19 protein-coding genes are annotated in these 23,375 nt (G+C 71.9%); 10 read left to right on the top strand and 9 right to left on the bottom strand.

Annotation, left to right across the window (positions count from 1 at the left end; genetic code table 11):
* Window positions 1-13: 13 nt before the first annotated feature.
* The 3 genes from AC0VYM_RS00090 to AC0VYM_RS00100 all read left to right on the top strand — a co-directional run bounded on the left by AC0VYM_RS00090 (window position 14) and on the right by AC0VYM_RS00100 (window position 3,843).
* Entirely contained in the window at window positions 14-910 is an 897-nt protein-coding gene (locus AC0VYM_RS00090; RefSeq protein ID WP_475453480.1) for a transposase, read from the top strand.
* Window positions 911-1,253: 343 nt separating this feature from the next.
* A protein-coding gene (locus AC0VYM_RS00095) for an IS5 family transposase (protein ID WP_475455515.1) occupies window positions 1,254-2,128 on the top strand; the annotation gives its coding sequence in 2 pieces (ribosomal slippage) (window positions 1,254-1,620 and window positions 1,620-2,128; 876 coding nt in all).
* A 344-nt stretch (window positions 2,129-2,472) separates the two neighbouring features.
* On the top strand, window positions 2,473-3,843 hold the full coding sequence (locus AC0VYM_RS00100) for an MFS transporter (RefSeq protein ID WP_475457571.1): 1,371 nt from the start codon (window positions 2,473-2,475) through the stop codon (window positions 3,841-3,843).
* Between the two features lie 117 nt (window positions 3,844-3,960).
* Here the strand turns inward: AC0VYM_RS00100 and AC0VYM_RS00105 are convergent, their stop codons facing one another.
* A complete protein-coding gene (locus AC0VYM_RS00105) occupies window positions 3,961-4,629 on the bottom strand; it encodes an esterase/lipase family protein (RefSeq protein WP_475457574.1) in 669 nt (222 codons plus the stop codon).
* A gap of 118 nt (window positions 4,630-4,747) precedes the next feature.
* On the opposite strand from AC0VYM_RS00105, the gene AC0VYM_RS00110 reads away from it, so the two are divergent.
* Complete coding sequence (locus AC0VYM_RS00110; protein ID WP_475457577.1) at window positions 4,748-7,534, top strand: helix-turn-helix transcriptional regulator; 2,787 nt, start codon at window positions 4,748-4,750, stop codon at window positions 7,532-7,534.
* A gap of 114 nt (window positions 7,535-7,648) precedes the next feature.
* Here AC0VYM_RS00110 and AC0VYM_RS00115 read toward each other — a convergent pair whose 3' ends face one another.
* Window positions 7,649-8,266 carry a TetR/AcrR family transcriptional regulator gene (locus AC0VYM_RS00115; protein WP_475457579.1) on the bottom strand — a complete coding sequence of 206 codons (618 nt, stop codon included), beginning with the start codon at window positions 8,264-8,266 and terminating at the stop codon, window positions 7,649-7,651.
* Window positions 8,267-8,356: 90 nt separating this feature from the next.
* On the opposite strand from AC0VYM_RS00115, the gene AC0VYM_RS00120 reads away from it, so the two are divergent.
* On the top strand, window positions 8,357-9,634 hold the full coding sequence (locus AC0VYM_RS00120) for a DUF418 domain-containing protein (protein ID WP_475457581.1): 1,278 nt from the start codon (window positions 8,357-8,359) through the stop codon (window positions 9,632-9,634).
* Window positions 9,635-9,859: 225 nt separating this feature from the next.
* Here AC0VYM_RS00120 and AC0VYM_RS00125 read toward each other — a convergent pair whose 3' ends face one another.
* Window positions 9,860-10,357 carry a phosphoribosyltransferase gene (locus AC0VYM_RS00125; RefSeq protein ID WP_475457583.1) on the bottom strand — a complete coding sequence of 166 codons (498 nt, stop codon included), beginning with the start codon at window positions 10,355-10,357 and terminating at the stop codon, window positions 9,860-9,862.
* A gap of 338 nt (window positions 10,358-10,695) precedes the next feature.
* On the opposite strand from AC0VYM_RS00125, the gene pdhA reads away from it, so the two are divergent.
* The 3 genes from pdhA to AC0VYM_RS00140 are packed head-to-tail and all read left to right on the top strand — an operon-like array spanning window position 10,696 to window position 14,203.
* Window positions 10,696-11,781, top strand: coding sequence for a pyruvate dehydrogenase (acetyl-transferring) E1 component subunit alpha (pdhA, locus tag AC0VYM_RS00130; protein ID WP_475457585.1), 1,086 nt, complete (start codon window positions 10,696-10,698; stop codon window positions 11,779-11,781).
* A 2-nt stretch (window positions 11,782-11,783) separates the two neighbouring features.
* Window positions 11,784-12,770, top strand: a complete 987-nt coding sequence (locus AC0VYM_RS00135; protein ID WP_475457587.1) for an alpha-ketoacid dehydrogenase subunit beta — start codon at window positions 11,784-11,786, stop codon at window positions 12,768-12,770.
* Complete coding sequence (locus AC0VYM_RS00140) at window positions 12,767-14,203, top strand: dihydrolipoamide acetyltransferase family protein (protein WP_475457589.1); 1,437 nt, start codon at window positions 12,767-12,769, stop codon at window positions 14,201-14,203. The genes AC0VYM_RS00135 and AC0VYM_RS00140 overlap by 4 nt, the downstream gene beginning before the upstream one ends.
* 51 nt (window positions 14,204-14,254) lie before the next feature.
* On the opposite strand, the gene AC0VYM_RS00145 is transcribed toward AC0VYM_RS00140, so the two are convergent.
* The 3 genes from AC0VYM_RS00145 to paaZ form a co-directional block, all read right to left on the bottom strand.
* Complete coding sequence (locus AC0VYM_RS00145) at window positions 14,255-14,671, bottom strand: SRPBCC family protein (RefSeq protein WP_475457591.1); 417 nt, start codon at window positions 14,669-14,671, stop codon at window positions 14,255-14,257.
* A 52-nt stretch (window positions 14,672-14,723) separates the two neighbouring features.
* The gene (locus AC0VYM_RS00150; RefSeq protein ID WP_475457593.1) at window positions 14,724-15,560 is read right to left on the bottom strand and encodes an alpha/beta fold hydrolase; all 837 of its coding nucleotides are present in this window, start codon (window positions 15,558-15,560) and stop codon (window positions 14,724-14,726) included.
* Window positions 15,561-15,728: 168 nt separating this feature from the next.
* Window positions 15,729-17,762: a phenylacetic acid degradation bifunctional protein PaaZ gene (paaZ, locus tag AC0VYM_RS00155; protein WP_475457595.1), complete on the bottom strand. Its 2,034-nt coding sequence runs from the start codon at window positions 17,760-17,762 to the stop codon at window positions 15,729-15,731.
* A gap of 158 nt (window positions 17,763-17,920) precedes the next feature.
* Here paaZ and AC0VYM_RS00160 point away from each other — a divergent pair, with 158 nt between their 5' ends.
* Window positions 17,921-18,514, top strand: coding sequence for a class I SAM-dependent methyltransferase (locus tag AC0VYM_RS00160; protein WP_475457597.1), 594 nt, complete (start codon window positions 17,921-17,923; stop codon window positions 18,512-18,514).
* Between the two features lie 210 nt (window positions 18,515-18,724).
* Here the strand turns inward: AC0VYM_RS00160 and AC0VYM_RS00165 are convergent, their stop codons facing one another.
* Both AC0VYM_RS00165 and AC0VYM_RS00170 read right to left on the bottom strand, forming a co-directional pair.
* The gene (locus AC0VYM_RS00165; protein WP_475457599.1) at window positions 18,725-19,246 is read right to left on the bottom strand and encodes a YbaK/EbsC family protein; all 522 of its coding nucleotides are present in this window, start codon (window positions 19,244-19,246) and stop codon (window positions 18,725-18,727) included.
* 98 nt (window positions 19,247-19,344) lie between these two features.
* Window positions 19,345-20,370 carry an ADP-ribosylglycohydrolase family protein gene (locus AC0VYM_RS00170; protein WP_475457601.1) on the bottom strand — a complete coding sequence of 342 codons (1,026 nt, stop codon included), beginning with the start codon at window positions 20,368-20,370 and terminating at the stop codon, window positions 19,345-19,347.
* Window positions 20,371-20,552: 182 nt separating this feature from the next.
* Between AC0VYM_RS00170 and AC0VYM_RS00175 the strand changes: the two genes are divergently transcribed.
* Window positions 20,553-22,322 carry a PASTA domain-containing protein gene (locus tag AC0VYM_RS00175; RefSeq protein WP_475457603.1) on the top strand — a complete coding sequence of 590 codons (1,770 nt, stop codon included), beginning with the start codon at window positions 20,553-20,555 and terminating at the stop codon, window positions 22,320-22,322.
* 152 nt (window positions 22,323-22,474) lie between these two features.
* Here AC0VYM_RS00175 and AC0VYM_RS00180 read toward each other — a convergent pair whose 3' ends face one another.
* A complete protein-coding gene (locus tag AC0VYM_RS00180; protein ID WP_475457606.1) occupies window positions 22,475-23,329 on the bottom strand; it encodes an SDR family oxidoreductase in 855 nt (284 codons plus the stop codon).
* Between the last annotated feature and the right edge of the window lie 46 nt (window positions 23,330-23,375).

Genomic DNA, 23,375 nt, shown 5'->3' on the forward strand with positions numbered 1-23,375 from the left:
CAAGGATCAGAGTGTGACCAAAGACCTCGACGCCCTTCTGACAGCACTCTACGTCCATCTGGACGATGAGGTGCTCCCTTCAGCGAACCGACCCCGACGGGCGGGGCGGCCCCGCCTGCTCACCGACGCCGAACTGGTCTGTGTGGCCATCGCCCAGGTCCTGCTGCGCCATGATTCCGAGCGGCACTGGATGCGCGCCGCACCAGCACGCATCGGCCATCTCTTCCCGCGTCTGCCCAGCCAGTCCGAGTACAACCGCCACCTGCGTGCGACGGCCCCGGCCCTGCTCCAAGCAGCTCGGTGGCTCGCCCGAGTCGCACCTACCTGGCACGAGAAACTGCGGTTGATGGATGGCACCCCGGTGCGCTGCGGTGCCTCACGAGTGACGGTCAACCGCTCCGGCCTGGGCGAGATCGCCGGCTACGGGATGGACCAGTCCCACCACGCGTTCTACTGGGGCGCCAAGCTCATGCTGATCACCACTGCCGAGGGGTCGGTGTGCGCGTTCTCCCTGGCCCATCCCAAGGAGCTGGACGAGCGCAAGCAGGCGCTGCACCTGCTCCACGTGCAGGGCTGCGCCCCCGGGCCGGGGCCGGTGCCGATCGTGTGCGACAAAGGGTTCGCCGGGGCCGGGATCGAGAAGGCCGCTGCTGGTCTGGGTCACGTTCTGGTCCGTCCCTCGCGCAAGGACGAGCCCGACCACGCTTTCCCGGGGTGGTTGCGTCAGCGGATCGAGGCGGTGATCTGGACGTTGAAGAACCAACTCGGGTTGGAACGCCACCAGGCACGCACCACTGAGGGTTTGTGGGCCAGGGTGTGCCAGCGCGTCTGCGCGCTGAACGCGGTGATCTGGCACAACTGGCTGATCGGCGCCCCGGTCAAGCGGTCGCTGATCGCTTACGACCACTGACCAGGGCACACACTTTTCACATCAACGATCTAGGCCGTGTTTTTTGGATGCTTTCGCTGGTGGCGGCGGAGCCGCCATCGATGCGAGCGGCCGTCGCCCCTACTGTGCGCTGCTACGCAAGCTCCGCAGTGTCGCACAGCGGGGGCCCGCCCGGGTTTGGCTGTCCGAGCTTCATCGGCGCAGTGAGAGGCAGCCTGGTGGTAACGCGAGGACACAGCGCCGAAGGCGTCCGTTGAGGGTGGTGGCGGGCGACGGGCGGGAGGAATGATCCAAAAAACACGGTCTAGGTTGTGTTTTGTGGTTCGGCTGCGGGGGCGGATGCCGTGCTGTTAGTGATGGAAGCGTGGTTCGACGACACGAGATCACTGACCAGGCCTGGGAAACGATTGCCCCGCTCCTGCCCACCAACCAGGGCCGAGGCGGCCGCTGGCACGACCACAGAACCATGCTCAACGGCATGATCTACAAACTCGCCACCGGATGCCCCTGGCGTGACCTGCCCGAACGCTACGGACCCTGGCAAAGCGTCTACGGCCGCTACCGGCGCTGGGCCCACGACGGCACCATCGACCGAATCCTCGAACACGTCCAGGTCCGTCATGACGCCGTCGGCCGTATCGAATGGGAGGTCAGTATCGATTCGACCGTGGTGCGCGCCCACCAGCACGCCGCCGGCGCACCAAAAAAGGGACCGAGCACAGAACAAAGCAGGACCAAGCACTCGGACGCTCCCGAGGTGGGCTGAGCACCAAGGTTCACCTGGCCACCGACGGGCGCGGACTACCGCTGGCCCTGGTCATCACCACGGGAAACACCAACGACTCCACGGTCTTCGCCCAGCTCATGAACACCATCCGGGTTCCCCGGCCGGGCCGCGGACGTCCCCGTAGCCGACCCGAACGCGTCATCGCGGACAAGGCCTACTCCTCCAAGGCGATCCGGCGGCTGCTGCGCAGCCGCCGGATCGGGTGCACCATCCCCGAGCGCAGCGATCAGAAGGCCTGGAGACAGCGGCGCGGCTCCTATGGCGGGCGCCCGCCCGCTTTCGACCGCGGCGCCTACAAGCGCCGCAACCTGGTCGAACGCTGCATCGGATGGCTCAAGCACTACCGGGCGGTCGCTACGCGCTTCGACAAACTCGCCACGCACTACCGCGCCGGAGCCGTACTGATCAGCGCCCTGTTCTGGCTCAACCACGAACCAAAAAACACGACCTAGCGGAGGAGGTGATCGAGGAGGGCCGGAGGTGACACGGCGACAGGTCGGCGGATCGGCATGTCTCACCAGGTGGACGGCTTCGGGGCCTGCGGTTCGTGACCGGGTCGTCGCGTGCTGCCAGCCTCCCTCGTCAGGAAGGGTTCCCCACCGACCGTTCGGTCAGTACATGCGCATCTAGCTGCGAAAATTGAACCCCGGTGTAGAAAGTGCACTGCATCACATGGCATGGTGTGCTGGGGCTCATGGTCTGTCCCGGTATCCGCCGTTCCGTCTTCGGGTGCCCGACGACCCGGGCCCGCCAGAGAACGCGGCCCCCCGGCCGGTAGAGAACCTACGGAGCAGCAATGGCGACTTCCGACGCCACGGTCCCAGGACCCGGTGGAACCCTCGATCCCAAGGAGAAGCGCAAGGTCCTCGCGGGGACCATGGTCGGGACCACCATCGAGTGGTACGACTTCTTCATCTACGCCCAGGCCGCGGGCCTGGTGCTGGCCCCCCTCTTCATGGCGCCGCTGGCCGACGCCAACCCGGCCGTGGCGCAGGTGCTCTCCTTCGCGACCATCGGTATCTCCTTCCTCTTCCGCCCCCTGGGCGCGATCGTCGCCGGACACCTCGGAGACCGGTTCGGGCGTAAGAAGATCCTGGTGTTCACCCTGGTCATGATGGGTGTCGCGACCTGCGCCATCGGTCTGCTGCCCACCTACGCGCAGATCGGGATGGCCGCGCCGATCCTGCTCATCCTCCTGCGCATCGCGCAGGGCTTCTCCGCCGGAGGCGAGTGGGGCGGCGCCGCCCTGATGTCCGTGGAGCACGCGCCGGTCAACAAGCGCGGCTTCTTCGGCGCCTACCCGCAGATCGGCGTCCCCTGCGGCATGATCCTGGCGACCCTGGTCCTGTGGGGCATCACCACCGCCATCGGCACCGAGGCCTTCCTCGAATGGGGCTGGCGCGTCCCGTTCCTGCTGTCCTTCCTGCTGATCATCATCGGCCACCTCATCCGCAAGACCGTGGAGGAGTCCCCGGTCTTCAAGGAGATGCAGAACCGCCGCGCCAAGTCGTCCGCTCCGCTCGGCCAGCTGTTCCGGAAGAACACCAGGGAGGTCGTGCTCTCCGCACTGATCTTCGTTGCCAACAACGCCGCCGGCTACCTGGTGATCGCCTTCCTGGCCACCTACGCGTCGCGCCCGGTGGAGGAGATGGGTCTGGGCATGGACCGGGGCCCGGTCCTGCTCGCCACCGCCCTGGCGTCCTTCGGCTGGCTGGTGTCCACCCTGTACGGCGGCTGGGTCTGCGACCGGATCGGCCGGGTGCGCACCTTCCAGCTCGGCTACGTCCTGCTGTCCGTCTGGGCGATCCCGATGTGGTTCATGGTGGACACCGGCAACATCTACATGTACTTCGCGGGCGTCTTCGTCTTCACGCTGACCTTCGGCCTGAGCTACGGCCCGCAGTCGGCGCTGTACGCCGAGATGTTCCCGGCCGAGGTCCGCTACTCGGGCGTGTCCATCGGCTACGCCCTGGGCGCGATCCTCGGCGGCGCCTTCGCCGCGATGATCGCGGAGATGCTGCTGACCTCCTTCGGGGCCTCGTGGACCATCGGGGTCTACATCATCGGCCTGTCGGTGATCTCCTTCGTGGCCGTCTCCCTGGTGCCGAAGAGCATCCAGGGCGTCGACCTGCACGTCGACGACAGCGACCCGGCCCCCGCCAGGTAGGGACCGGACGCGTGCGCGGTCGGGGCGGCGGAGTGATCCGCCGCCCCGACCGCGTGTCTCCCTGTCCCCTTGTCGACAGGGCGACAGGGAGACACGGCGCCCTCAGCTGGAAGCGGGTCAGCTGACGAGGCCGCGCACGTGGTCGATGACCTCGCCGTTCCACATCATCGAGATGTGTTCGACGCAGCCCACCCGGATGTTGTCGGCCCCCGGCAGCGACGTGCTGTCCGTGGGCGAGATGACGATGTCGCACGGCGAGCGCAGGGTCGTGTACCCGACCGGGCCGGGCGTGGGGTCGCCGTCGTTGAGGCCGTTCAGGAAGTCCGACCCGTGCCGCATCTCCTGGCAGGGGGTGATCGGTGACGGGCACAGGTTGGCGATGTCGGTCCCGTTGTTGGGGCCGCCGATGGAGATCCACTGGTCGACGGTCTCCGTGCCGCCGAGGTTCTTGATGTAGTACCGCGAGGACAGGCCGCCCATGGAGTGGGTGACCAGGTGCACGCGGTCCACTCCGTGCTGGTCGCGCACGCCTTCGACGTGGTCGGCCAACTGCCCGCCGATGGTGGTGTTGGACCGGGCCCAGTCGTAGGAGAAGACGTGCAGCCGGTCCTCCGGGACACCGGAGTCGACGAGGGCGGCGCGCATGTCGTCCCACTGGCCGCCCTTGCCCATGAACCCGTGGACGAAGACGACCGGGGTGTGGGTGTTCGCGGTGGCGGGGGCGGCCTGGAGGGCCGTGGTGAGGGCGAGGACGAGTCCGCACAGGAGGGCGGTCAGCCGTCTCATGTGACCTCCGAGGGTGGGGGAAGCGGGGAACCCGATTGTGTGCCCCCGGTCACATGGAGCGCATCGGCTGAATCGCCGGTCCCTTTACTCGGACTTAACCGGCGAGTAACTTGAGGGGGTGATCAGCGTGAACCCGCTCACACGCCCGATGCCCCTCCACGGCCGCGACCGCGAACTGCTCACCGTCCGACGCCTGCTCGACGCCGCCCGCTCGGGACGCGGCGGCGGCCTGCTCGTGACGGGTCCCCCCGGCGCGGGCCGGACCGCCCTGGTGGAGCGCGCCGCGGACGAGGCCCGCGGTTTCACCGTGCTCCGTGCCCGGGCCGCCCCGGGCGAGGAACGGCTCCCCCTGGCGGGGCTGCACCAGCTCCTGCGCCCCGCGCTCCCCCACCTCCCGCGCCTGCGGCGCGCCCAGCGCGAGACGCTCACCCGCGCCCTGGACACCGGAGACCCCGGCGAGGCCTTCCCGCTGGCCAACGCGGTCCTCGGGCTGTTCTCCGAGGTCGCCGCGCAGAGCCCGCTCCTGCTCTGCGTGGACGACTTCCACCTGCTCGACACGCCCTCCCGGGAGACCGTGGCCTTCGCCGCCCGGCGTCTCACCCACGACGGGGCGGCGGTCCTGCTCAGCTCCCGGGACGGCGACCCCGACCGGCTCACCGGGATCCCCGTGCTCCGGCTGCCGCCCCTGCCCGAGGAAGCGGTCCTGGAGCTGCTCTCCGACGCGCGCGGAGAGCCGGACCGGGAGAAACCGGCCGCGCCGGTGGCGGGAGCCCTCGCCCGAGCCGCCGAGGGCAACCCCCGCGCCGCCCTGGAACTGCTGGAGGGGACCGGCCCCGAACAGCGCTCCGGGGCCGTCGCCCTCGACCAGCCGCCGCGCTCCCGGGGCGAGCTCACCGACGTCTTCGCCGCCGCCCTCGCCCGACTCCCCCGGGCCACCCGGCGCGCCCTCGTGCGGGTCGCGGCCGATGCGCACGCCCCGGACCCCGACCCCGCCGAACCGGACCCGCTCGAACCCGCGCGCCGCGCCGGGCTGCTCACCGACACCGGGGCGCGGACGGACCTCGCTCATCCGCTGGCCCGCTCCGCCGCCTACCACCGCGCCTCCCCCGCCGAGCGGCGCTCCGCCCACCAGGACCTGGCCCGCGCGCACGAGGCCGCCGGGGACACCGGACGCGCCGTCTGGCACCGCGCCCTGGCCGGAGGCGCCCCCGACGAACGCCTCGCCGCCGCCCTCCACGAGGAGGCGCGCCGCGCCGTCGAGCGGGGCGGGCACGCGCCCGCCTCCCTGCTCCACGAACACGCCGCCCGGCTGACCCCCGACCCCTCCCTCCGGGGGCTGCGCCTGACCGACGCCGCGCGCTCCGCCTGGCTGTCGGGTGACCCTGAGCGGGCCAGACGGGTCCTCGCGAGGGTGCGCCCGGCCCAGGAGGGTCCGGGCCGCGCCGTCGGGGCGCACACCGTCCAGGTACGCGCCGACCTCCTCCGGGCCGAGATGGACCTGCGCTCCGGTGTGGCCATCGACGCCTTCCAACTCCTCGGCCCCGCCGCCGACCGGTTGGCCCTGAGTGATCCCGGCGCGGCGCTGCGGGTCCTGCTCCAGGCGGGTGAGGCCAGCTGCCTGTCCGGTGACCACGAACGCTTCTTCGCCACCGCGCGCCGGGCCCGTGACCTCGTGGCCGAGCCGCCCGGGGGCCGGGACGGCGCCGGTCGGCCGTGGGACCGGCTGGTCCTCGACTACATGACCGGCAAGGCCGCCATGTTCCAGGGGCGTCACCGGGAGGGCGCCGTGCTCCTGGAACGGGCCGTGGAGACCGCCGACCGGATCGGTGACCCGCAGGCGCTCGTGCTGGGCGTGATCGCGGGGCTGCTCCGCGGCGACCACGTGCGCACGCGTGCCCTGGCCGGTCGGGCGGCGTCGGCGGCCCGCCGCACCGGGGCGCTCACGCTGGTCCCGCAGATCCTGGAGTTCCTGACCTACGCGGAGATGTGGTTCGGTCGGCTGTCCCTGGCGGAGGGCAGCGCCGTCGAGGGGCTGCGGGTCTCCCTGGAGTCCGGTCAGGACAACTGCGCGAGCCACCACCGGGGCGCGCTCGCCTTCGTCGCCGCGATCCGGGGGGACGAGGACGCGTGCCGGGAGCACGCCGGAACCGCGCTGGCGCGGGCCGGTGAGCACGACGTGGGGCTGCCCGCCGGGCTGGCGGCCTGGGCGCTGGCCCTGCTCGACCTCGGCTCCGGGCGCACCTCGGAGGCGGCGATGCGGCTGCGCGCGCTGGCGCGTTCCGGGCCGGGCAGCGGCCACGCGGCGGTGCGGCTGCTGATCACCCCGCACCTGGTGGAGGCGTCGGTGCGCGGTGGGGTCGCGGTGCGCGTGGGCGAGGCGGTGGAGACCTTCGCCAGCTGGGCGGAGGCCACCGGTCAGGACACCGCGCGGGCCCAGGTCATGCGCTGCCGGGGGCTGCTCAGGGAGGGCGAGGAGGCCACCCGGTACTTCGAGAGCGCACTGGACCTGCACGCCTCCGGATACTGCGACTTCGAGGAGGCCCGCACCCGGCTGCTGTACGGCGGGCACCTGCGCCGCTCCCGGCACCCGGGGCGGGCACGCGAACACCTGCACACGGCGATGGAGGTCTTCGACCGGCTGGGTGCCCGTCCGTGGGCGCGCCAGGCCCGGGAGGAGCTGCGCGCCGCACGCGGCAGCACGGCGGCGCGCGAGGCCGCCGGGGTGGACCTGCTCAGCCCGCAACAGCTGCGGATCGCCCGGCACGTGGCGGACGGGGCCACCAACCGGGAGGTCGCCGCGCGGCTCTTCCTGAGCACCCGCACGGTCGACCACCACCTGCGTAACATCTACAGCCGGCTCGGCATCCGCTCCCGGGTGGAGCTCTCCCGCCTGGTCGGTCCGTGACGCCCGACGTCGGGCGGTTGTGGCGGGCGTGACCGGCGGAGCCGGCGGGTCCACCGGTCGAGATGTCGGCTCGTCGGCACGTTCCGGTGCCCCTCCCGCGCCCGGCGCCCGTCGCTACCGTTCCGGGGTCCGGCCGACCGCGGGCAGGATGACCTCGTCGACGATCCTCGCCAGGTGGTCCGACGACGGGAGCTCACCGGGGTTGTCCGCGCAGTACTTGATCATCATGGCCTCTCCGATATCGGTGGTGACGTCGGTGACCCGGGCGGGATCGACCTCTCCTCGGGCGGCGTAGTGCTCCAGCACGGTCCTGGTGAAGCGCCCTCCACGCGGTTCGTACACGTCCGTCGTCATGCGCCGGAAGAGTTCGGGACGGCGCAGGCCCTCGGCGAACACGGCCATGAGCGCCCGTCCCAGTGTGGCCTCGCCCATGAGGTCGCGGAAGAGCCCCAGTGCTCGCAGGAGGTCCTCGCGGAGGTCGCCCCCCTCGGGGGTCGGGCTCTCCTGCGGATACCGGTGCAGGACCGCTTCCACCAGGATGTCCTCCGGTGAGGCCCAGCGGCGGTAGAGCGACGTCTTGGCGGTCCCGGCGCGGCGGGCGACCCCCTCCATGCTCAGGCCGGAGACACCGGTCTCGGCGGTCTCCGCGATCACGGCCCTGTGGATGGCGTCGACGAGCTCCTGCCCGCGCCTTCGGGTGGTCCTGGCGGCTGGCCGCATCTGGTCAGTCATGTCCGTCCGTTCATAAGACACGGGGCTGTATCTTATTTTCTTAGATACGCAATCGTATCCAATATTGGCTAGTGAGAACGGGAGTCCCCGGTGCCATCCACCCCCTCGTCACCCACCCTCTCTTCGGATCGGCCGCCCACCCCGGCGGGAACCGGCCGACGTTCGCTCGCCCCCGACCTCGCCAGGGGCCTCATGCTCCTGGTCATCGCCACCGTGCACGCCCACATGTTCCGGCAGTTCGCGACGGGAGGCGAGGTTTTCAGCCTGGCAGGAACCCTGGACGTCGCGGTCACCGGCTTCATGACGCTCTTCGCGGAGTCGCGCGGCTACCCGATGTTCGCGGCGCTGTTCGGCTACGGCGTCGCGCGGATCCACCTCCGCCGCACCGCCGAGGGACGGCAGTGGCCCTGGGTCCGCTCCCTGCTACGCAGACGGGGCCGGTGGATGATCGTCATCGGTCTGCTGCACACCGTCCTGATCTTCCACGGCGACGTCATCGCCGTGTACGGGCTCATCGCGCTGCTGTTCGCCGGGCTGCTCCAGTTGGGTGACCGCCGCCTGCTCGCCCACGGTCTCGTCTGGATGTCCCTCGGCAGCCTGCTGTACTCGGCCGCCGAGGCCGTGCTCTCCGCCTCCGGGGCCCAGCAGGAGATGGCCATGGAGGTCACCCCGCTCATGGACCCGTTCATCCGGCTCGGGAGCTGGCCGGTGATCGTCATGCTGATGCTGCCCATCTCCCTGTTCCCCTTCACCGTGGGGATCTGGGCGGCCCGCCGCCGACTCCTGGAGGAACCCGAGCGGCACCTCCCGTTCCTGCGGCGGATCGCGGGGATCGGTGTCCCGCTCGCCGTGCTGGGCGCCGTCCCGCAGATGCTGGTGCTGATCCAGGTCTGGTCGCCGGACTCCGTCCTCCAGGTGGGCGCCAAGTGGCTGCACGTCCTGTCCGGGTACGCGGGCGGCTTCGGCTACGCGGCCCTGATCGCCCTGGTGGCGGTGGCCCTCGGTGATCGCCGCGGGCCGGTCGTGAGTGCGCTCGCCGCCACCGGACAGCGGTCCATGACCTGCTATCTCCTCCAGTCCGTGGCGTGGCTCGCGCTGTTCATGCCGTACACGCTCAACCTGGCCACGCGTCTGGACGACGCCCAGTCGGTGCTGCTCGGCGCCGGGGTCTGGGCGGTCACCGTGGTGGTCGCCGCGATCATGGGCCGGTTCGGCGTCAGTGGTCCGGCCGAGACCTTCCTGCGCCGGATGGCCTACGGCCAGGCGGGCCGTGGAGCCCCGGAGTCCGTCCCCGTCGGTGCCGAACCGTCCGACGGCCCGACCTCCGGGTCACCGTCGGCGGACGGGGAGCGCATGACCGGCGGGTGACGTTCCGCGGACCCGTGACCGTGCTCCCGTCATCCAGCTCGCGGTCCCACCGGCGTCGACATGTCGATCTGGTGCTTCGTCGTCAGGTCGACCCACCGACATGTCACCACGCTGTCCACGTGGTGCGGCCCAGAGGCGGGTGTTTCACGTGAAACACCCGTGGGCGTCTCCCGCTTCTTCCACGAACGACTCCGGCCTCGGGGCCGGAGTCGTTCGTGGAAGGGGTCAGGCGTCGCGCACCTGGTTCTCGCGCCGCACCACGGGCGGCTCCACCGACCACGGGAAGTTGATCCAGCGGTCGGTGTGCTTCCACACGTACTCGCACTTGACCAGGGACTGCGGCTTCTCGTAGATGACCGCGCTGCGCACCTCGGCGGTGTGTTCGGCGCAGAAGTCGTGCACCAGCTTGAGCGTCTTGCCGGTGTCGGCGACGTCGTCGGCGACCAGGACCTTCTTCTTGCTCAGGTCGACCACGTTGGGCACCGGCGGCAGCATGACCGGCATGTCCAGGGTGGTGCCCACACCCGTGTAGAACTCCACGTTCATGACGTGGAGGTTCTTGACGTCGAGGGCGTACCCGAGCCCGCCTGCGACGAACAGGCCGCCCCGGGCGATGGACAGGATGATGTCCGGTTCGTACCCGTCGTCCGCGATCGCCTGGGCCATCTCGCGCATCGCGGTGCCGAACAGCTCATAGCTCAGGTTCTCGCGCTCGTCGCTCACGGTCTGGTTCCCCCTGGTGTTCCCGCTGGTGTGGTGTGCGCCCGGCGCATCGCAGGTCAGGGCGATCGCGGCACCGCTACATGCTAACGACGCCGGGGCACCCCGGCGATGGCTCGGGGCGTCCACGCGGCGAGGGTCACCGGACCGTGAGGCGTGGGCCACATGTCCACGGGGGCAGGTGTCCCGGGTCACATTCCTGGACGGACTGACGCGAAGTATGGGAACTTTCGCGACATTTTCTCGATTCCTCCCGGTTTGTAGCGAACAGATGGTCGTGAACAGCACCATGGCCCTGTACAGATCTTCCGCGAACCCTGCGTGAAACAGGAGGTTGCAGCATGGCTGGACACCAGGGCCTACTCCCCTCCGAGCAGCCCGTCCGACTGCTCGACGAGTCCGGAGTCCCGGTCGACGGCGCCGACCTGCGGATGCCCGGCACCCAGCGCCTCCTGGAGGCCTACACCTCCCTGGTGATCGGCCGCCGCGTCAACGACCAGGCCAGCGCCCTCGTCCGCCAGGGCCGCCTCGCCGTCTACCCCTCCTCCCACGGCCAGGAGGCCTGCCAGACCGGCGCCGCGCTCGCGCTGGCCGACGGCGACTGGCTCTTCCCGACCTACCGCGACACCGCCGCCGTCATCGCACGCGGCGTGGACCCCGTCGAGGTCCTCACCCTCCTCAAGGGCGACTGGCACGCGGGCTACGACCCCTACGCCCACCGCGTCGCACCCCAGGCCACACCGCTCGCCACCCAGCTCCTGCACGCCGTCGGCGTCGCCCACGCGGCCCGCCTGCGCGGCGAGGACACCGTGGTCATGGCGCTGTGCGGCGACGGCGCCACCAGCGAGGGCGACTTCCACGAGGCCCTGAACTTCGCCGCCGTCTTCAAGGCACCGGTCGTGTTCTTCGTGCAGAACAACGAGTACGCGATCTCCGTGCCCCTGGCCCGGCAGAGCGCCGCCCCCTCCCTCGCCCACAAGGGCGTCGGCTACGGCGTCAACGGCGAACGCGTGGACGGCAACGACGCCGCCGCCGTCCTCGCCGTCCTGGACCGCGCCGTCGCGACCGCCCGTTCCGGCGGTGGCCCGCAGCTGGTCGAGGCGCACACCTACCGGATGCAGGCGCACACCAACGCCGACGACGCCAGCCGCTACCGCAGCGAGGCCGAGGTCGACCCCTGGGTGGCCCGCGACCCGCTGCTGCGCATGGAGGCCTTCCTCAAGAGGAAGAGGGTGCTCACGAAGGCCAGGAAGGCGGAGATCGAGGAAAGGGCCGAGGCGGTCGCCGCCCACATGCGTGAGGGCGTCAACCAGGACGTCGAGCCCGACACCGCCGACCTGTTCGCGCACGTGTTCGCCGCCCCCACCCCGCAGCTGACCGAGCAGGCCGCCTTCCTGGCCGACGAACTGAGCAGAGAGGGCCACTGAGCATGGCGACCGAGAAGCTCTCCATGGCGCAGGCGCTCAACCGGGCGCTGCGCGACTCCCTCGCGGAGGACCCCTCCGTGTACGTCTTCGGTGAGGACGTGGGCCCCCTCGGCGGCGTCTTCCGCATCACCGACGGCCTGACCGCCGAGTTCGGTGAGGACCGCTGCTTCGACACCCCGCTCGCGGAGTCCGGGATCGTCGGCATGGCCGTGGGCATGGCGATGAACGGCATGCGCCCGGTGGTCGAGATGCAGTTCGACGCCTTCGCCTACCCGGCCTTCGAGCAGATCGTCAGCCACGTCGCCAAGACCCGCAACCGCACCCGGGGCCGGGTCGGCCTGCCCATCGTCATCCGTGTCCCCTACGCGGGGGGCATCGGCGGGGTGGAGCACCACTGCGACTCCTCCGAGGCCTACTACGCGCACACCCCCGGCCTGAAGGTCGTTACCCCGGCCACCCCCGAGGACGCCTACCACCTGCTGCGCGAGGCCGTCGCCTCCCCTGACCCCGTGGTCTTCATGGAGCCGAAGAAGCTCTACTGGGCCAAGGACGAGGTCGACGTCGACCGCCCCGCCCCCGGGATCGGGCACGCCGTGGTCCGCCGTGAGGGGACCGACGCCACCCTGATCGCCTACGGCCCCGCCGTGTCCACCGCGATGGAGGCCGCAGAGGCCGCCTCCCAGGAGGGCCGCAGCCTCCAGGTGGTGGACGTGCGCTCGATCGTCCCCTTCGACGACGAGACCGTGTGCGCGGCGGTCCGTTCCACCGGCCGCGCCGTGGTGGTCGCCGAGGCCAGCGGGTTCGCCAGCGTCGCCTCGGAGATCGTCGCCCGCGTCACCGAACGCTGCTTCCACTCGCTGGCCGCCCCGGTCCGCCGGGTGACCGGCTTCGACATCCCCTTCCCCCCGCCCAAGCTGGAGCGTTTCCAGCTGCCCGGCGTGGACCGGATCCTGGACGCCGTCGACGACCTTCAGTGGGAGGACCAGTGACGACCCGTACGTTCGACCTCCCCGACCTCGGGGAGGGTCTCACCGAGGCCGAGGTCGTGAAGTGGCTGGTCGCCGTGGGCGACACCGTCGACCTCGACCAGCCCGTCGCGGAGGTGGAGACCGCCAAGTCCATCGTCGAGGTCCCCTCGCCGTTCGCCGGGACGGTCACCGTCCTGCACGGACAGGAGGGCGAGGTGCTGGCGGTCGGGAAACCGCTGATCAGCGTCGGTGTGGCGGAGGCGGCCCCGGTCACGGAGGTCCCGGTTCCCGAGGCACCGGTGACGGAGTCCGCACCCGCCGACACCCCCGACTCCGCTGACACCGCCGGTGAGCGCTACCGGCAGGAGGAGCGCGCGGGCTCGGGCAACGTCCTGATCGGCTACGGCACCCCCGAGTCCACCGGCACCGGGCGCCGCCGCCGACCGCGCCACCGCCCGGCGGAGGCCGCACGGCCAGCCGCCCCCGTGGCCTCGGTGACACCCATCCAGGCGGCCCCGGCACGCCGGGTGCCACTGGTGACCTCGCCCCTGGTCCGTCAGCTGGCCCGCGAGGCCGGGCTGCGCGTGGCGGACGTCCAGGGCAGCGGTCCGGGTGGCCTGATCACCCGCCGCGACGTACGCTCCGCGATCGAGGCGGCCGGTGCCAACACCGCTCCGGCCCCGTCCGCCCCGATCGCGGTCCCCTCCCAGGCGGCCCCGGTCACCGCCCCGGCGCCGGTTGCCCCCGGCGCCGTCGACTCCCGCACCGGACTCACCGAGTCCCGGCGGGTCCCGATGGGCACCTTCCGCAGGACGGTCGCGGCCGCGCTCTCCCGCAGTCGGGCCGAGATCCCCGAGGCCACCGTGTGGGTCGACGTGGACGCCACCGAGCTGGTGCGCCTGCGTCAGTCCGACCCCGACGGCCCCGGCCTGCTCGCCTACGTGGCCCGGTTCGTGCTCGCGGGCCTGCGCGCGTACCCGGAGCTCAACGGCCGGGTGGACACCGAACGCGAGGAACTCGTCCAGTACGACGGGGTCAACCTCGGCCTGGCCGTGCAGACCGACCGGGGCCTGGTCGCCCCGGCGGTGATGGGCGCCCACGGGCTCACCACCACCGAGCTGGACGCCGGGATCAGGGAGCTCACCGAGATGGCCCGCGAGGGTCGGGCCACCCCCGCCCAGCTCACCGGCGGCACGTTCACACTGAACAACTACGGCGCGCTCCGCGTGGACGGCAGCGCGGCGATCATCAACCACCCGCAGGTCGCGATCCTCGGCCTCGGCCGGATCATCGACCGGCCCTGGGTGGTGGACGGGGAGCTGACGGTCCGCAAAATCACCCAGCTGTCGTTCGCCTTCGACCACCGGGTCTGTGACGGCGGCGCGGCGGCCGGGTTCATGCGCGTCGTCGCCGACGCCATGGAGAACCCGGCGAGGGCGATCGCCCGCCTGTAGGCCCGGAACCAGCGCCCCGGAGGAGTCGGCACCTCCGGGGCGCTCTCACGTTCACCCTTCCAGGGCGGCGCGCATGCGGTTCAGTCTCGGCCCGAAGGCCCCGCGGACGCCGATCGCGGCGGCGAGGTCGCCCGCCGGACCCAGTCCGGTGCTGATCTCCACCAGGTCGGTGTGGCGCGTGCCCCCGCCGTACGGTTCCACCGTGTGGGTGTGCCGCCAGTAACGGAACGGTCCGCGCACCTGGAGGTCGCTGAAGGAACGGCCCTCCTCGTAGGCGTCGATGACCGCGACCCAGCGCACGGGGTGGACCCCGGCCACGCCCCAGCGCAGGTCCAGGACCTCCCCCTCACCGAACCGCTCGGGCCAGCCCAGCACCTCCACGCCCGGGGGCATCGCGTCCACGAAGCCCTCCTCGCTGAGGGTCAGGGCGAACACCCGCTCCGGCGGTGCGTCGAAGTCCTCGGTCACACGCAGCTTGGTGGTGCGCCGAGGACGGACGCTCCGGTCGCGTCCTCCCACGTCAGGTGGCCAGGAAACGCAGCAGCACCTGGTTGACCTCGTCCGCGTGGGTCCACAGCAGGCCGTGCGGGGCCCCTTCGAGCTCCACGTACTCGGCCGAGGGCAGCAGCTCCGCGAACCGGCGCCCCGTGGCGTCCACCGGCAGGATGCGGTCACCGGTGCCGTGCACGATCAGCGCGGGCACGTCGATCCGCGGCACGTCCTCGCGGAAGTCGGTGATCCAGGTCAGCGGGCAGGCGGCGGACGCCACCGGCCCGGAGTTCGCCGCGCTGTTCCAGCTGTTGTGCACGGCCTCCTCGCTGATCCGGTCCCCCAGGGTCTCGTCCAGGTTGTAGAAGCCCTCCAGGAACGCGGTGAAGTAGGCGTAGCGGTCGGCCCTGACCTGGGCGACGATGTCCTCGAAGAACTCGCGCGGGGCCGCGCCGCCGGGGTTGTCGTCGGTCTGGAGCAGGAAGGGCTGGAGCGAACCGAGGAAGACCGCCCTCGTGACGCGGTCGGAGCCGTAGGAGCCCAGGTAGCGGGCGACCTCTCCGGTACCCATGGAGAACCCGACGAGCACCGCGTCGTGGAGGTCCAGGGTCTCCAGGACGGTCCTCAGGTCGGCGGCGAAGGTGTCGTAGTCGTACCCGTCGGCGGGGTGCGACGACTGGCCGAACCCCCTGCGGTCGTAGGTGATGACCCGGTACCCGGAGTCGAGGAGCACGGCGGTCTGCCGCTCCCAGGATCGTCCGTCGAGCGGGTACCCGTGGATGAGGACGACCGGCTGGCCGCTCCCCTGGTCCTCGTAGTACAACTCGACCGGATCACTGTTCTCGGCGTCGACGGTGATGCGTCCCATGTCGCCCCCTGCCCGTGTCGGAACCTCGGTGTTCACGCTCCACTCACCCTAGGAAGACGCGTATCTCGGGAACATAAACCAGGGTTATGCCCCGGGTCCGGATCCCGGTGCCGACCCGTCTCCCCGTCGGTTCGTCGACAGGGAGACGGATCGACACGCGGGCCGGTCCTACTCCTCGCCCTTGGCCACCAGGGTGAGGACGTCGTAGGTGGCGACCGGCTCGCCGTCCTGGTCGGTGACGAGGGCGTCCCAGCGGACCTCGCCGTACTCGGCGTTGGTGCGCGGCGTGATCTGCTTGGCGGTCAGCGTCACCCGGATCACCGCGTCCTCCTTCACCGGGGTGAGGAAGCGCAGGTTGTCCACGCCGAAGTTGGCGAGCACCGGACCCGGGGCCGGGTCCACGAACAGCCCGGCGGCCAGCGAGACCACCAGGTAGCCGTGCGCCACGATCCCGCCGAACAACGGGTTGGCGGCGGCCGCCTCCTCGTCGGTGTGCGCGTAGAAGGTGTCGCCGGTGAACTCCGCGAAGTGGTCGATGTCCGCGCGGGTGACCCTGCGCTCCGCCGACTCGATGGTGTCACCGATCCGCAGTTCACCGAGGTCCTTGCGGAACGGGTGCGTCGCACCGACGGCCCGGCGCGAACCGGTCGTCCAGTGGCCGGTGATCGCCGTGAGCATGTCCGGGGAGCCCTGGACGGCGGTGCGCTGCATGTGGTGCTTGACGCCGCGTACACCGCCCATCTCCTCGCCGCCGCCCGCGCGGCCGGGGCCGCCGTGCACCAGGACCGGCATGGGGGAACCGTGGCCGGTGGACTCCTTGGCGTCGTCCCGGTCGAGCACCAGGAGGCGGCCGTGCCAGGGGGCGACGCCCAGGACGACCTCGCGGGCCACGTCCTCGTCGTGGGTGACCAGCGAACCCACCAGGCTGCCCTGGCCGCGCGCGGCCAGTTCCACGGCCTCGGCGACCGAGTCGTAGGTGATGATCGTGCTGACCGGACCGAACGCCTCGACGTCGTGGGGCTCCTTCGCTCCGGGGGCGGCACGGAGCAGGATCGGTGACATGAACGCGCCGGTGGCTTCGTCGGCGCCGGTCACCTCGACCCGGTCGGGGTCGCCGAACACCAGCTCACTGGAGGTGCGCAGGGTCCGGACTGCCTTGCGGACCTCCTCGCGCTGGGCGAGCGAGACCAGGGCGCCCATGCGGACGTCGGGGTGGTCGGCGGCGCCCACGACGACCTTGGACAGGCGGTCGGTCAGGGCCCCGGTGACGGCGTCGGCCATCGCGGCGGGCACGATCACCCGGCGGATGGCGGTGCACTTCTGGCCCGCCTTGACGGTCATCTCCGCCACGACCTGCTTGACGTACAGGTCGAACTCGGGGTCGTCCACGCCCACGTCGGGGCCGAGGATCGAGCAGTTCAGCGAGTCGGCCTCGACGTTGAGCCGCACCCCGCCACGGACCACGTTCGGGTGCTCCCTGAGCAGGGCGCCGGTGGCCGCCGAGCCGGTGAAGCCCACGATGTCCTGGGGGCCTAGGGCGTCGAGCAGGCCCCGGTGGCTGCCGACCAGCAGCTGGAGGGAGCCCTCGGGCAGCAGCCCCGACTCGACCATCCGCCGGACGACCGCGACGGTCAGGTACGCGGTCTGGCCGGCGGGCTTGACGATGCTCGGAAGGCCCGCCAGGAAGGCCGGGGCGAGCTTCTCCAGCATGCCCCAGACGGGGAAGTTGAAGGCGTTGATCTGCACCGCGACGCCGGGACGCGAGGTGAACACGTGCTGCGCGACGAAGGTGCCGCCCTTGCCCAGCGGTTCGAGCGGGCCGTCCAGGATGACCGTCGAGTTGGGGAGTTCGCGGCGGCCCTTGCTGGAGAAGCTGAAGAGCGTGCCGAAACCGCCGTCGACGTCGACCACGGTGTCGCGCTTGGTGGCGCCGGTGCGGTGGGAGAGGGCGTAGAACTCGTCCTTGTACCCCATCAGGTGCTTGGCGAGCTCCTTGAGGATGTTCGCCCGCTGGTGGAAGGTGAGCTGGCGCAGCGCGGGGCCGCCGACCTCACGTGCGTACTCGACCATCGCGGCGACGTCGGGGCCCCGCGTCGAGATCCGCGCGACGGTCTCGCCGGTGTTCGCGTCGGCCAGGGGGGCACCCTCGTCCGCGGGGGTGAACCACGATCCCTGTGCGTAGCTCTCCAGTACTTCGGACACGTGACGGTCCTCTCCTCGGTGTGGGCCTGAGCGAACAGTATTACAGACCGATCGGTCAGTAAATAGGCTCTGACCAGCCGAACAACGCCCCACCAGCGATTTCACCGGCGACACCGGGGAGCCTGGCCACGTCGGGAACCCGGGCTTACCGTGGAGCCATGACCAACTACGCGCGGATGTACCGTCTCGGCGTCACCCCGTGGGAGCGCTACGGACCCGTGGCCATGGTGCGGTTCCGTTCCTTCCTCGACCGCGAGGCCGAGGAGCGGGGCGGCCCGGGCCGGGCGTTGGACATCGGATGCGGCCGGGGGCGGTTCACCCCGGAGCTGGCCGACCAGGGCTGGGACGTCACCGGCGTCGACCTGGTCCCCGCCGCCGTCGAGGCGGCCCGTCGCCAGGGGCCCGCCGAGGTGAGCTACCGCGTCGGGGACGCCACCGACCTCTCCCCCGACCTGGGGCTCTTCGACCTGTTCATCGACATCGGCTGCTTCCAGGGCTTCGACGCCGAACAGCGGGCGGCGCAGGGGCGCAGTGTGACGGCGCTCGCCGCGCCGGGGGCGACCCTGATCATGCTGGAGTTCGGGCCGTCGATCTATCGCAGGATGGTGGGCGGGGTGTCCCGGTCCGAGGTCCTGGAGGCGTTCCCCGGGTGGGACCTCCTCGACGTGGAGGACGCCCCCCGGAGGGGACTCGGCTTCCCCATGAACCGCACCGCGCCCCAGTGGTACCGGCTGCGCTACCCCGTCTCCTAGGAAGGGGTGGGTGGTCGGCCGGAGGGGCGCGTGCGGTCGCGCGGGGGAACGCGGGCACTTCCGGACAGCCTGTTGGCCGCGAACGGGTATGTCCCCAGACCAGGCACTTAGTGCCGGGTCCGTCCCCGTTCCGAAACCCGCCTTAACCACTCGTGGATTTGTCGACAAATCGACGCGCGGCGGGCCTCGGTCGGACGGAGTCCACCGCCCCTAGCGGGTCAGCGACAGCACTTCGGCACCCGGCAGTTCGGCCAGCAACGGGCCGGGAACACGCAGCTTCGAGCGACGCAGGCCGCTGCCCACCACCACCCACGGGGTGTCGTACACCCGCTTGTCGACCAGGACCGGCCACCCCCGGGGCAACCCGAACGGGGTGATCCCCCCGTGCTCCATCCCGGTCAGCCCGGTCGCCTCGTCCATCGGCGCGAACGACGCCTTCCGCGCCCCCAGGTGTCTGCGCAGCACCCCGTTGACGTCGGCCCGATCCGTGGCCAGCACCATGCACGCCGCGTACGTCACCTCGCCGCCCCGCTTCGCGGACAGAACCACGCAGTTCGCGCTGGTCTCCAGGGACAGCCCGTAGGCCTCGCAGAACTCGGCGGTGTCCGCCAGCGTGGGGTCGATCGCCGCGGCCCGCACCGAACCGTCGAAGGGCGCGATGGCCTCGCGCACCGGATCGGCCGTCAGCTCCGGGTGATCGTGTGCAGGCACCCAGTCGATTCGCTCCGCCATGGCCGCTCCCCGTTCCCGTACCGATTCACGTTCCCGCTCTCGTGCGCCACCATGATGCCGCACGTCCGCTCCGTGGCCGCAAACGGACGCCCGTGGCCCTAGCCCCCGTGTCGCCGCACGATCTCCCCGGCCAGCCGCGCGAGCCCGTCCGCACGGTAGCCCGGCCAACCGTGCACCGCCGTCAGGTACTCCTCCGGGATGGCGGAGCGCCCCCACCGGGCGCCGACCAGCGCCCCGGCGATCGCCGCCACGGTGTCGGTGTCGTCCCCCGCGCGCACCGCCGCCCGCACCGGGGCCGCGTACCGGTCCGGGTCCCCGGCGTCCACGGGGGTGCGCACGACGGCCGACCAGGCCGCCTGGAGCGCGCGCACCACGAACCCGTTGGGCGCGAACGCGTGGGGCGGGGCGGCCTCGGCCTCGGCCAGGTACCCGGCCCAGATCCCGCGTTCGTGGGGCTCCAGCAGGTCGAGCCCCGCCCGCGGTCCCTCGTCGGACCCGTCCAGCACGGCCACCCGGATCCCCTCGCACCACAGCACGCAGGCCTCGGCGGCGAGGGGGTCGCCGTGGGTGAGCAGGCTGTACACGCGCGCGGTCTCGGCCAGCCGGTGGCGGTCGCCGAGGTGCGCCAGGGCCAACGGTGCGGTGCGCATCAGCGACCCGTTGCCCGCGCACCGCTCCCCCGCGCCGAACATCCGCGCGGACAGCCGGATCATCTCCTCGGCCGCCCCGGTCCTGCCCGTGTCGTCGGCGGCCAGGGCCCGTTCGGTGTCACCGAGGACCCGGGCGGTCTGCGCGCCGATGTCCGTGGCGCCCTCGCGGCGCCAGGAGAGGAAGGCGCGGGCGGTCTGCTCCAGGGCCGGTCCGGAGCGGGGGTCGTCGTGGTCCCGGAGCGCCTCCGCGAGGCACACCGCCATCTGGGTGTCGTCCGAGTACTCCCCGGGGGCGTAGGGGCCCAGTCCGCCGCCGACCATCGCGGGGACCTCCTTCTCGGAGAGGCGGGCGGCGAACTCGTAGGGCACGCCGAGCGCGTCGCCGCACGCGGCTCCGAGCAGGACCCCTGCGGCCCGGTCGTCCCGGCGGTGGTCTCCGCCGTCCCGGTCGGGGTCGCTGCCAAGGGTGTTCATGGGGCCTCACAGGAGGGGAGAGGGGTGTCCGGCCGACTCTACTCCGCTGGTCACGCACGAACCGGCCCGGGGAGGCCGGGAATTCGGACAGCTGACACCGCGTGCCCGGTCCAGGTGCTTCTGTCCGTATCCGGCCCGTTGAAGAAGGATTCGTGCGGTTTCGGCGCCGTACAATCCGACTCATGGAGTCCCCCACCCCCTCTCCGGCCACCGGTACCACGCTGCACGGACGCGTCCTCGTGGGCGAACGTGTCGGCGGCGACGGCCAGGTGTCCGTCCACGACGGGCACGACACGGTGGCGGACCAGCCCGTCACCGTCACCCTCCTCGCCCCGGACCTGGTCGGCGACCCCGCCGCCGTCCACGCCTTCCTGGGCCGGGCCCAGAGCCTGGCCGGACTCCGCTCCCCCGGCCTCGTGCGGGTGCTCGGAGACGGCCGGGACGGCGACCACGTGTACCTGGTCACCGCGTCGACGCCGGGGGAACCCCTCAGCGAGGTGCTCGGCGGCGGGGAGCAGGGGCTGCGCTACGGCCCGCACATGGCCCTGAGCGTCGTGGCCGAGGTCCTGGAGGCGCTCCGGACGGCACATGACGAGGGCCTGGTGCACGGCGACCTCGCCCCGGGCGACGTGGTCCTGGACGCCGAGGGCCGGGTCACGGTCACCGGATTCCGGCTGTTGGGGGTCGAGGACCTGACCCCGCGCTCGGACGTGCGCGCGGTGGGCGCGCTCCTGCACACCCTGCTGACCGGTGACCTCCGGTCCGAGGAGGGGGAGCCGCTGCGCCCCTCGGCCACCGTCCCCGGACTGCCGCCCGACCTGGACATGCTGGTCTCCAACGCCACCGAACCCAATCCCCGCTACCGGCCGCGCGACGCCGGACAGTACCTCACCCTGGTCGAGCAGGTACTGAGGTCGCTGCCCCGTCCCCGCGCCGAGGGCGGTGACGTCACCCAGCCGATCCCGGTGGTGGGCGTCGACGCCCTCGCGGTCGAGGCCTCCCCCGCCCGGGGCGGGGGCACCCCTCCCTGGCGGCGCCTGCCCGTCCTGGTCGGAGCCGGGGCCGTGGTGCTGGCCCTGTGCGTCGCGGGATGGGCCCTCGTGCCGGGCGGGGACGCCGAACTCCCCGATCTCGCCGGGTTCTCCCCGGAGATGGCGGAGGTGGAGCTGGCCGCCCTGGACATGGACCTCACCTTCACCTACGAGGACGCCTACAGCGAGGACGTCGTTCCGGGTGAGGTGGCCGCGACCGAACCGGCGGCGGGCACGGAGCTGGAGGGCGGCGAGTCGATCCTGCTCTCGCTGTCGGTCGGCCCTCGGCACGCGGAGGTGCCGGACGTCGTGGGCGGCACCGAGAACGACGCCCGCGCCCTGCTGCGTGAGGCCGGTTTCACCGAGGTCGAGGTGGTGCAGGAGCACTCCGCCGAGGAGACGCCGGGCACCGTCCTGTCCTCGGTCCCCGGGGTCGGGGAGGACGGCGACCGGGAGGAGGAGGTGACCCTGCACGTCAGCGAGGGGGTCATCGTTCCCGCGCTGTCGGGCATGGGGCGGGCGGAGGCCTCCGAGGCGCTGTCCGGGCTCGGTCTGACCGTGTCCGTGGTCGAGGCTCCGAGCGAGTCCGTCGCGGAGGGAGCGGTCAGCGGCCAGGACCCCGAACCGGGCACGATCCTGCCCGAGGACGGCGCCGTCACCCTCACGGTCTCCACCGGCCCCGAACCGGTCGAGGAGGAGGCGGAGGACGACACCGCCGACGGTGGCTCCGGGGAGGGCGGTGGCCAGGAGGCCCCGGAGAGCTCCTGCGCCGGTGCCGCCTGGGACGCGGGCACGATCTACGAGGAGGGCGACCGGGTCCACCACGAGGGGCGGGTCTACGAGGCCCGGTGGTGGATCCAGGGCTTCCCGCCGGACCTCGGCGGGGAGTGGGGCGCCTGGTCCGACCAGGGGCCCTGCTGACCCGGGCGGTACCGGTGGCAGCACCCCGCACACCCTGACCCGGCCGCTCCCCCGCCGCCCCGTACCCCTGTCCCGCCGCCCTGGTCAGCACCCGGGGCGGGCGGCCCGCAGGCTGGATCGGCTTCGGGGGCCGGATGAGTCTCGGGAGCTGGTCAGTCTCCGGGGGTGAAGTCCGCGACGTGGTCGCGGACCCACTCCCGGAAGCCCAGGGCGGGACGGCCGAGTACCCGCGCGACGTCCTCGGACACCTCCTCGGGGATGTCGACGTTGGCGGTCCAGTGCTCGATGAGCTGGTGGGCGAAGTCCACCCCCACCTCCTGCGACAGTTCCACGAGGGCCTCGTCCAGCGGCTGCTCCTCCCACCGCGCCGGGACCCCGATCTCCTCCCCGATCATCCGCACCTGGTCGGCCTGGCTGACCACCTCGGGCCCGCTGACCACGTACGACCGCCCCGCGTGTCCGTCGTCCAGGAGCGCGCGCACCCCCATTTCGGCCACGTCCCGCTCGTGCACAAGGGAACGGGTCGCCGCGCCGAACGGGGCCCGCACGACTCCCCGGTGCACCTTGTCGGACCACGCCAGCGCGTTCGTCGCGAGCCCGGTGACCCGGAGGAAGGTCCACTCGCGGGCGGAGCGCCGCACGGCGTGTTCCACGCCGCCCCACACGCCCTCGGTCTCCTCGGCACCGGCGGCGGAGAGGTAGACCACCCTCCCGACCTCGGCGCCCAGGGCCGCGACCACCTCCGCCGCTCCCTTCGCGGCCTCGTCGGTTCCCGGCCACACCAGGTAGGCGGCCCTCGCGCCCCTGGCCGCGCGGGTCACGTGCGCGGGGTCGGTGACGTCCCCCGCGACCACCTCGACGCCCTCGGGCAGCCGTGCCCGCTGCGGGTCCCGGGTAAGCGCACGGACCGGTACCCCCTCGGCGAGCAGCCCCGCCACCACGTGGCGGCCGGTGTTGCCCGTGGCTCCGGTGACCAGGATCGGCAGGGTCTTCGTCGGCTGGGACATCGTGTCTCCCTCTGGATGAGTGCCGGGCGTCGGGCCCGGGGGCCAC

Source organism: Nocardiopsis sp. iso_237, from assembly GCF_056173345.1.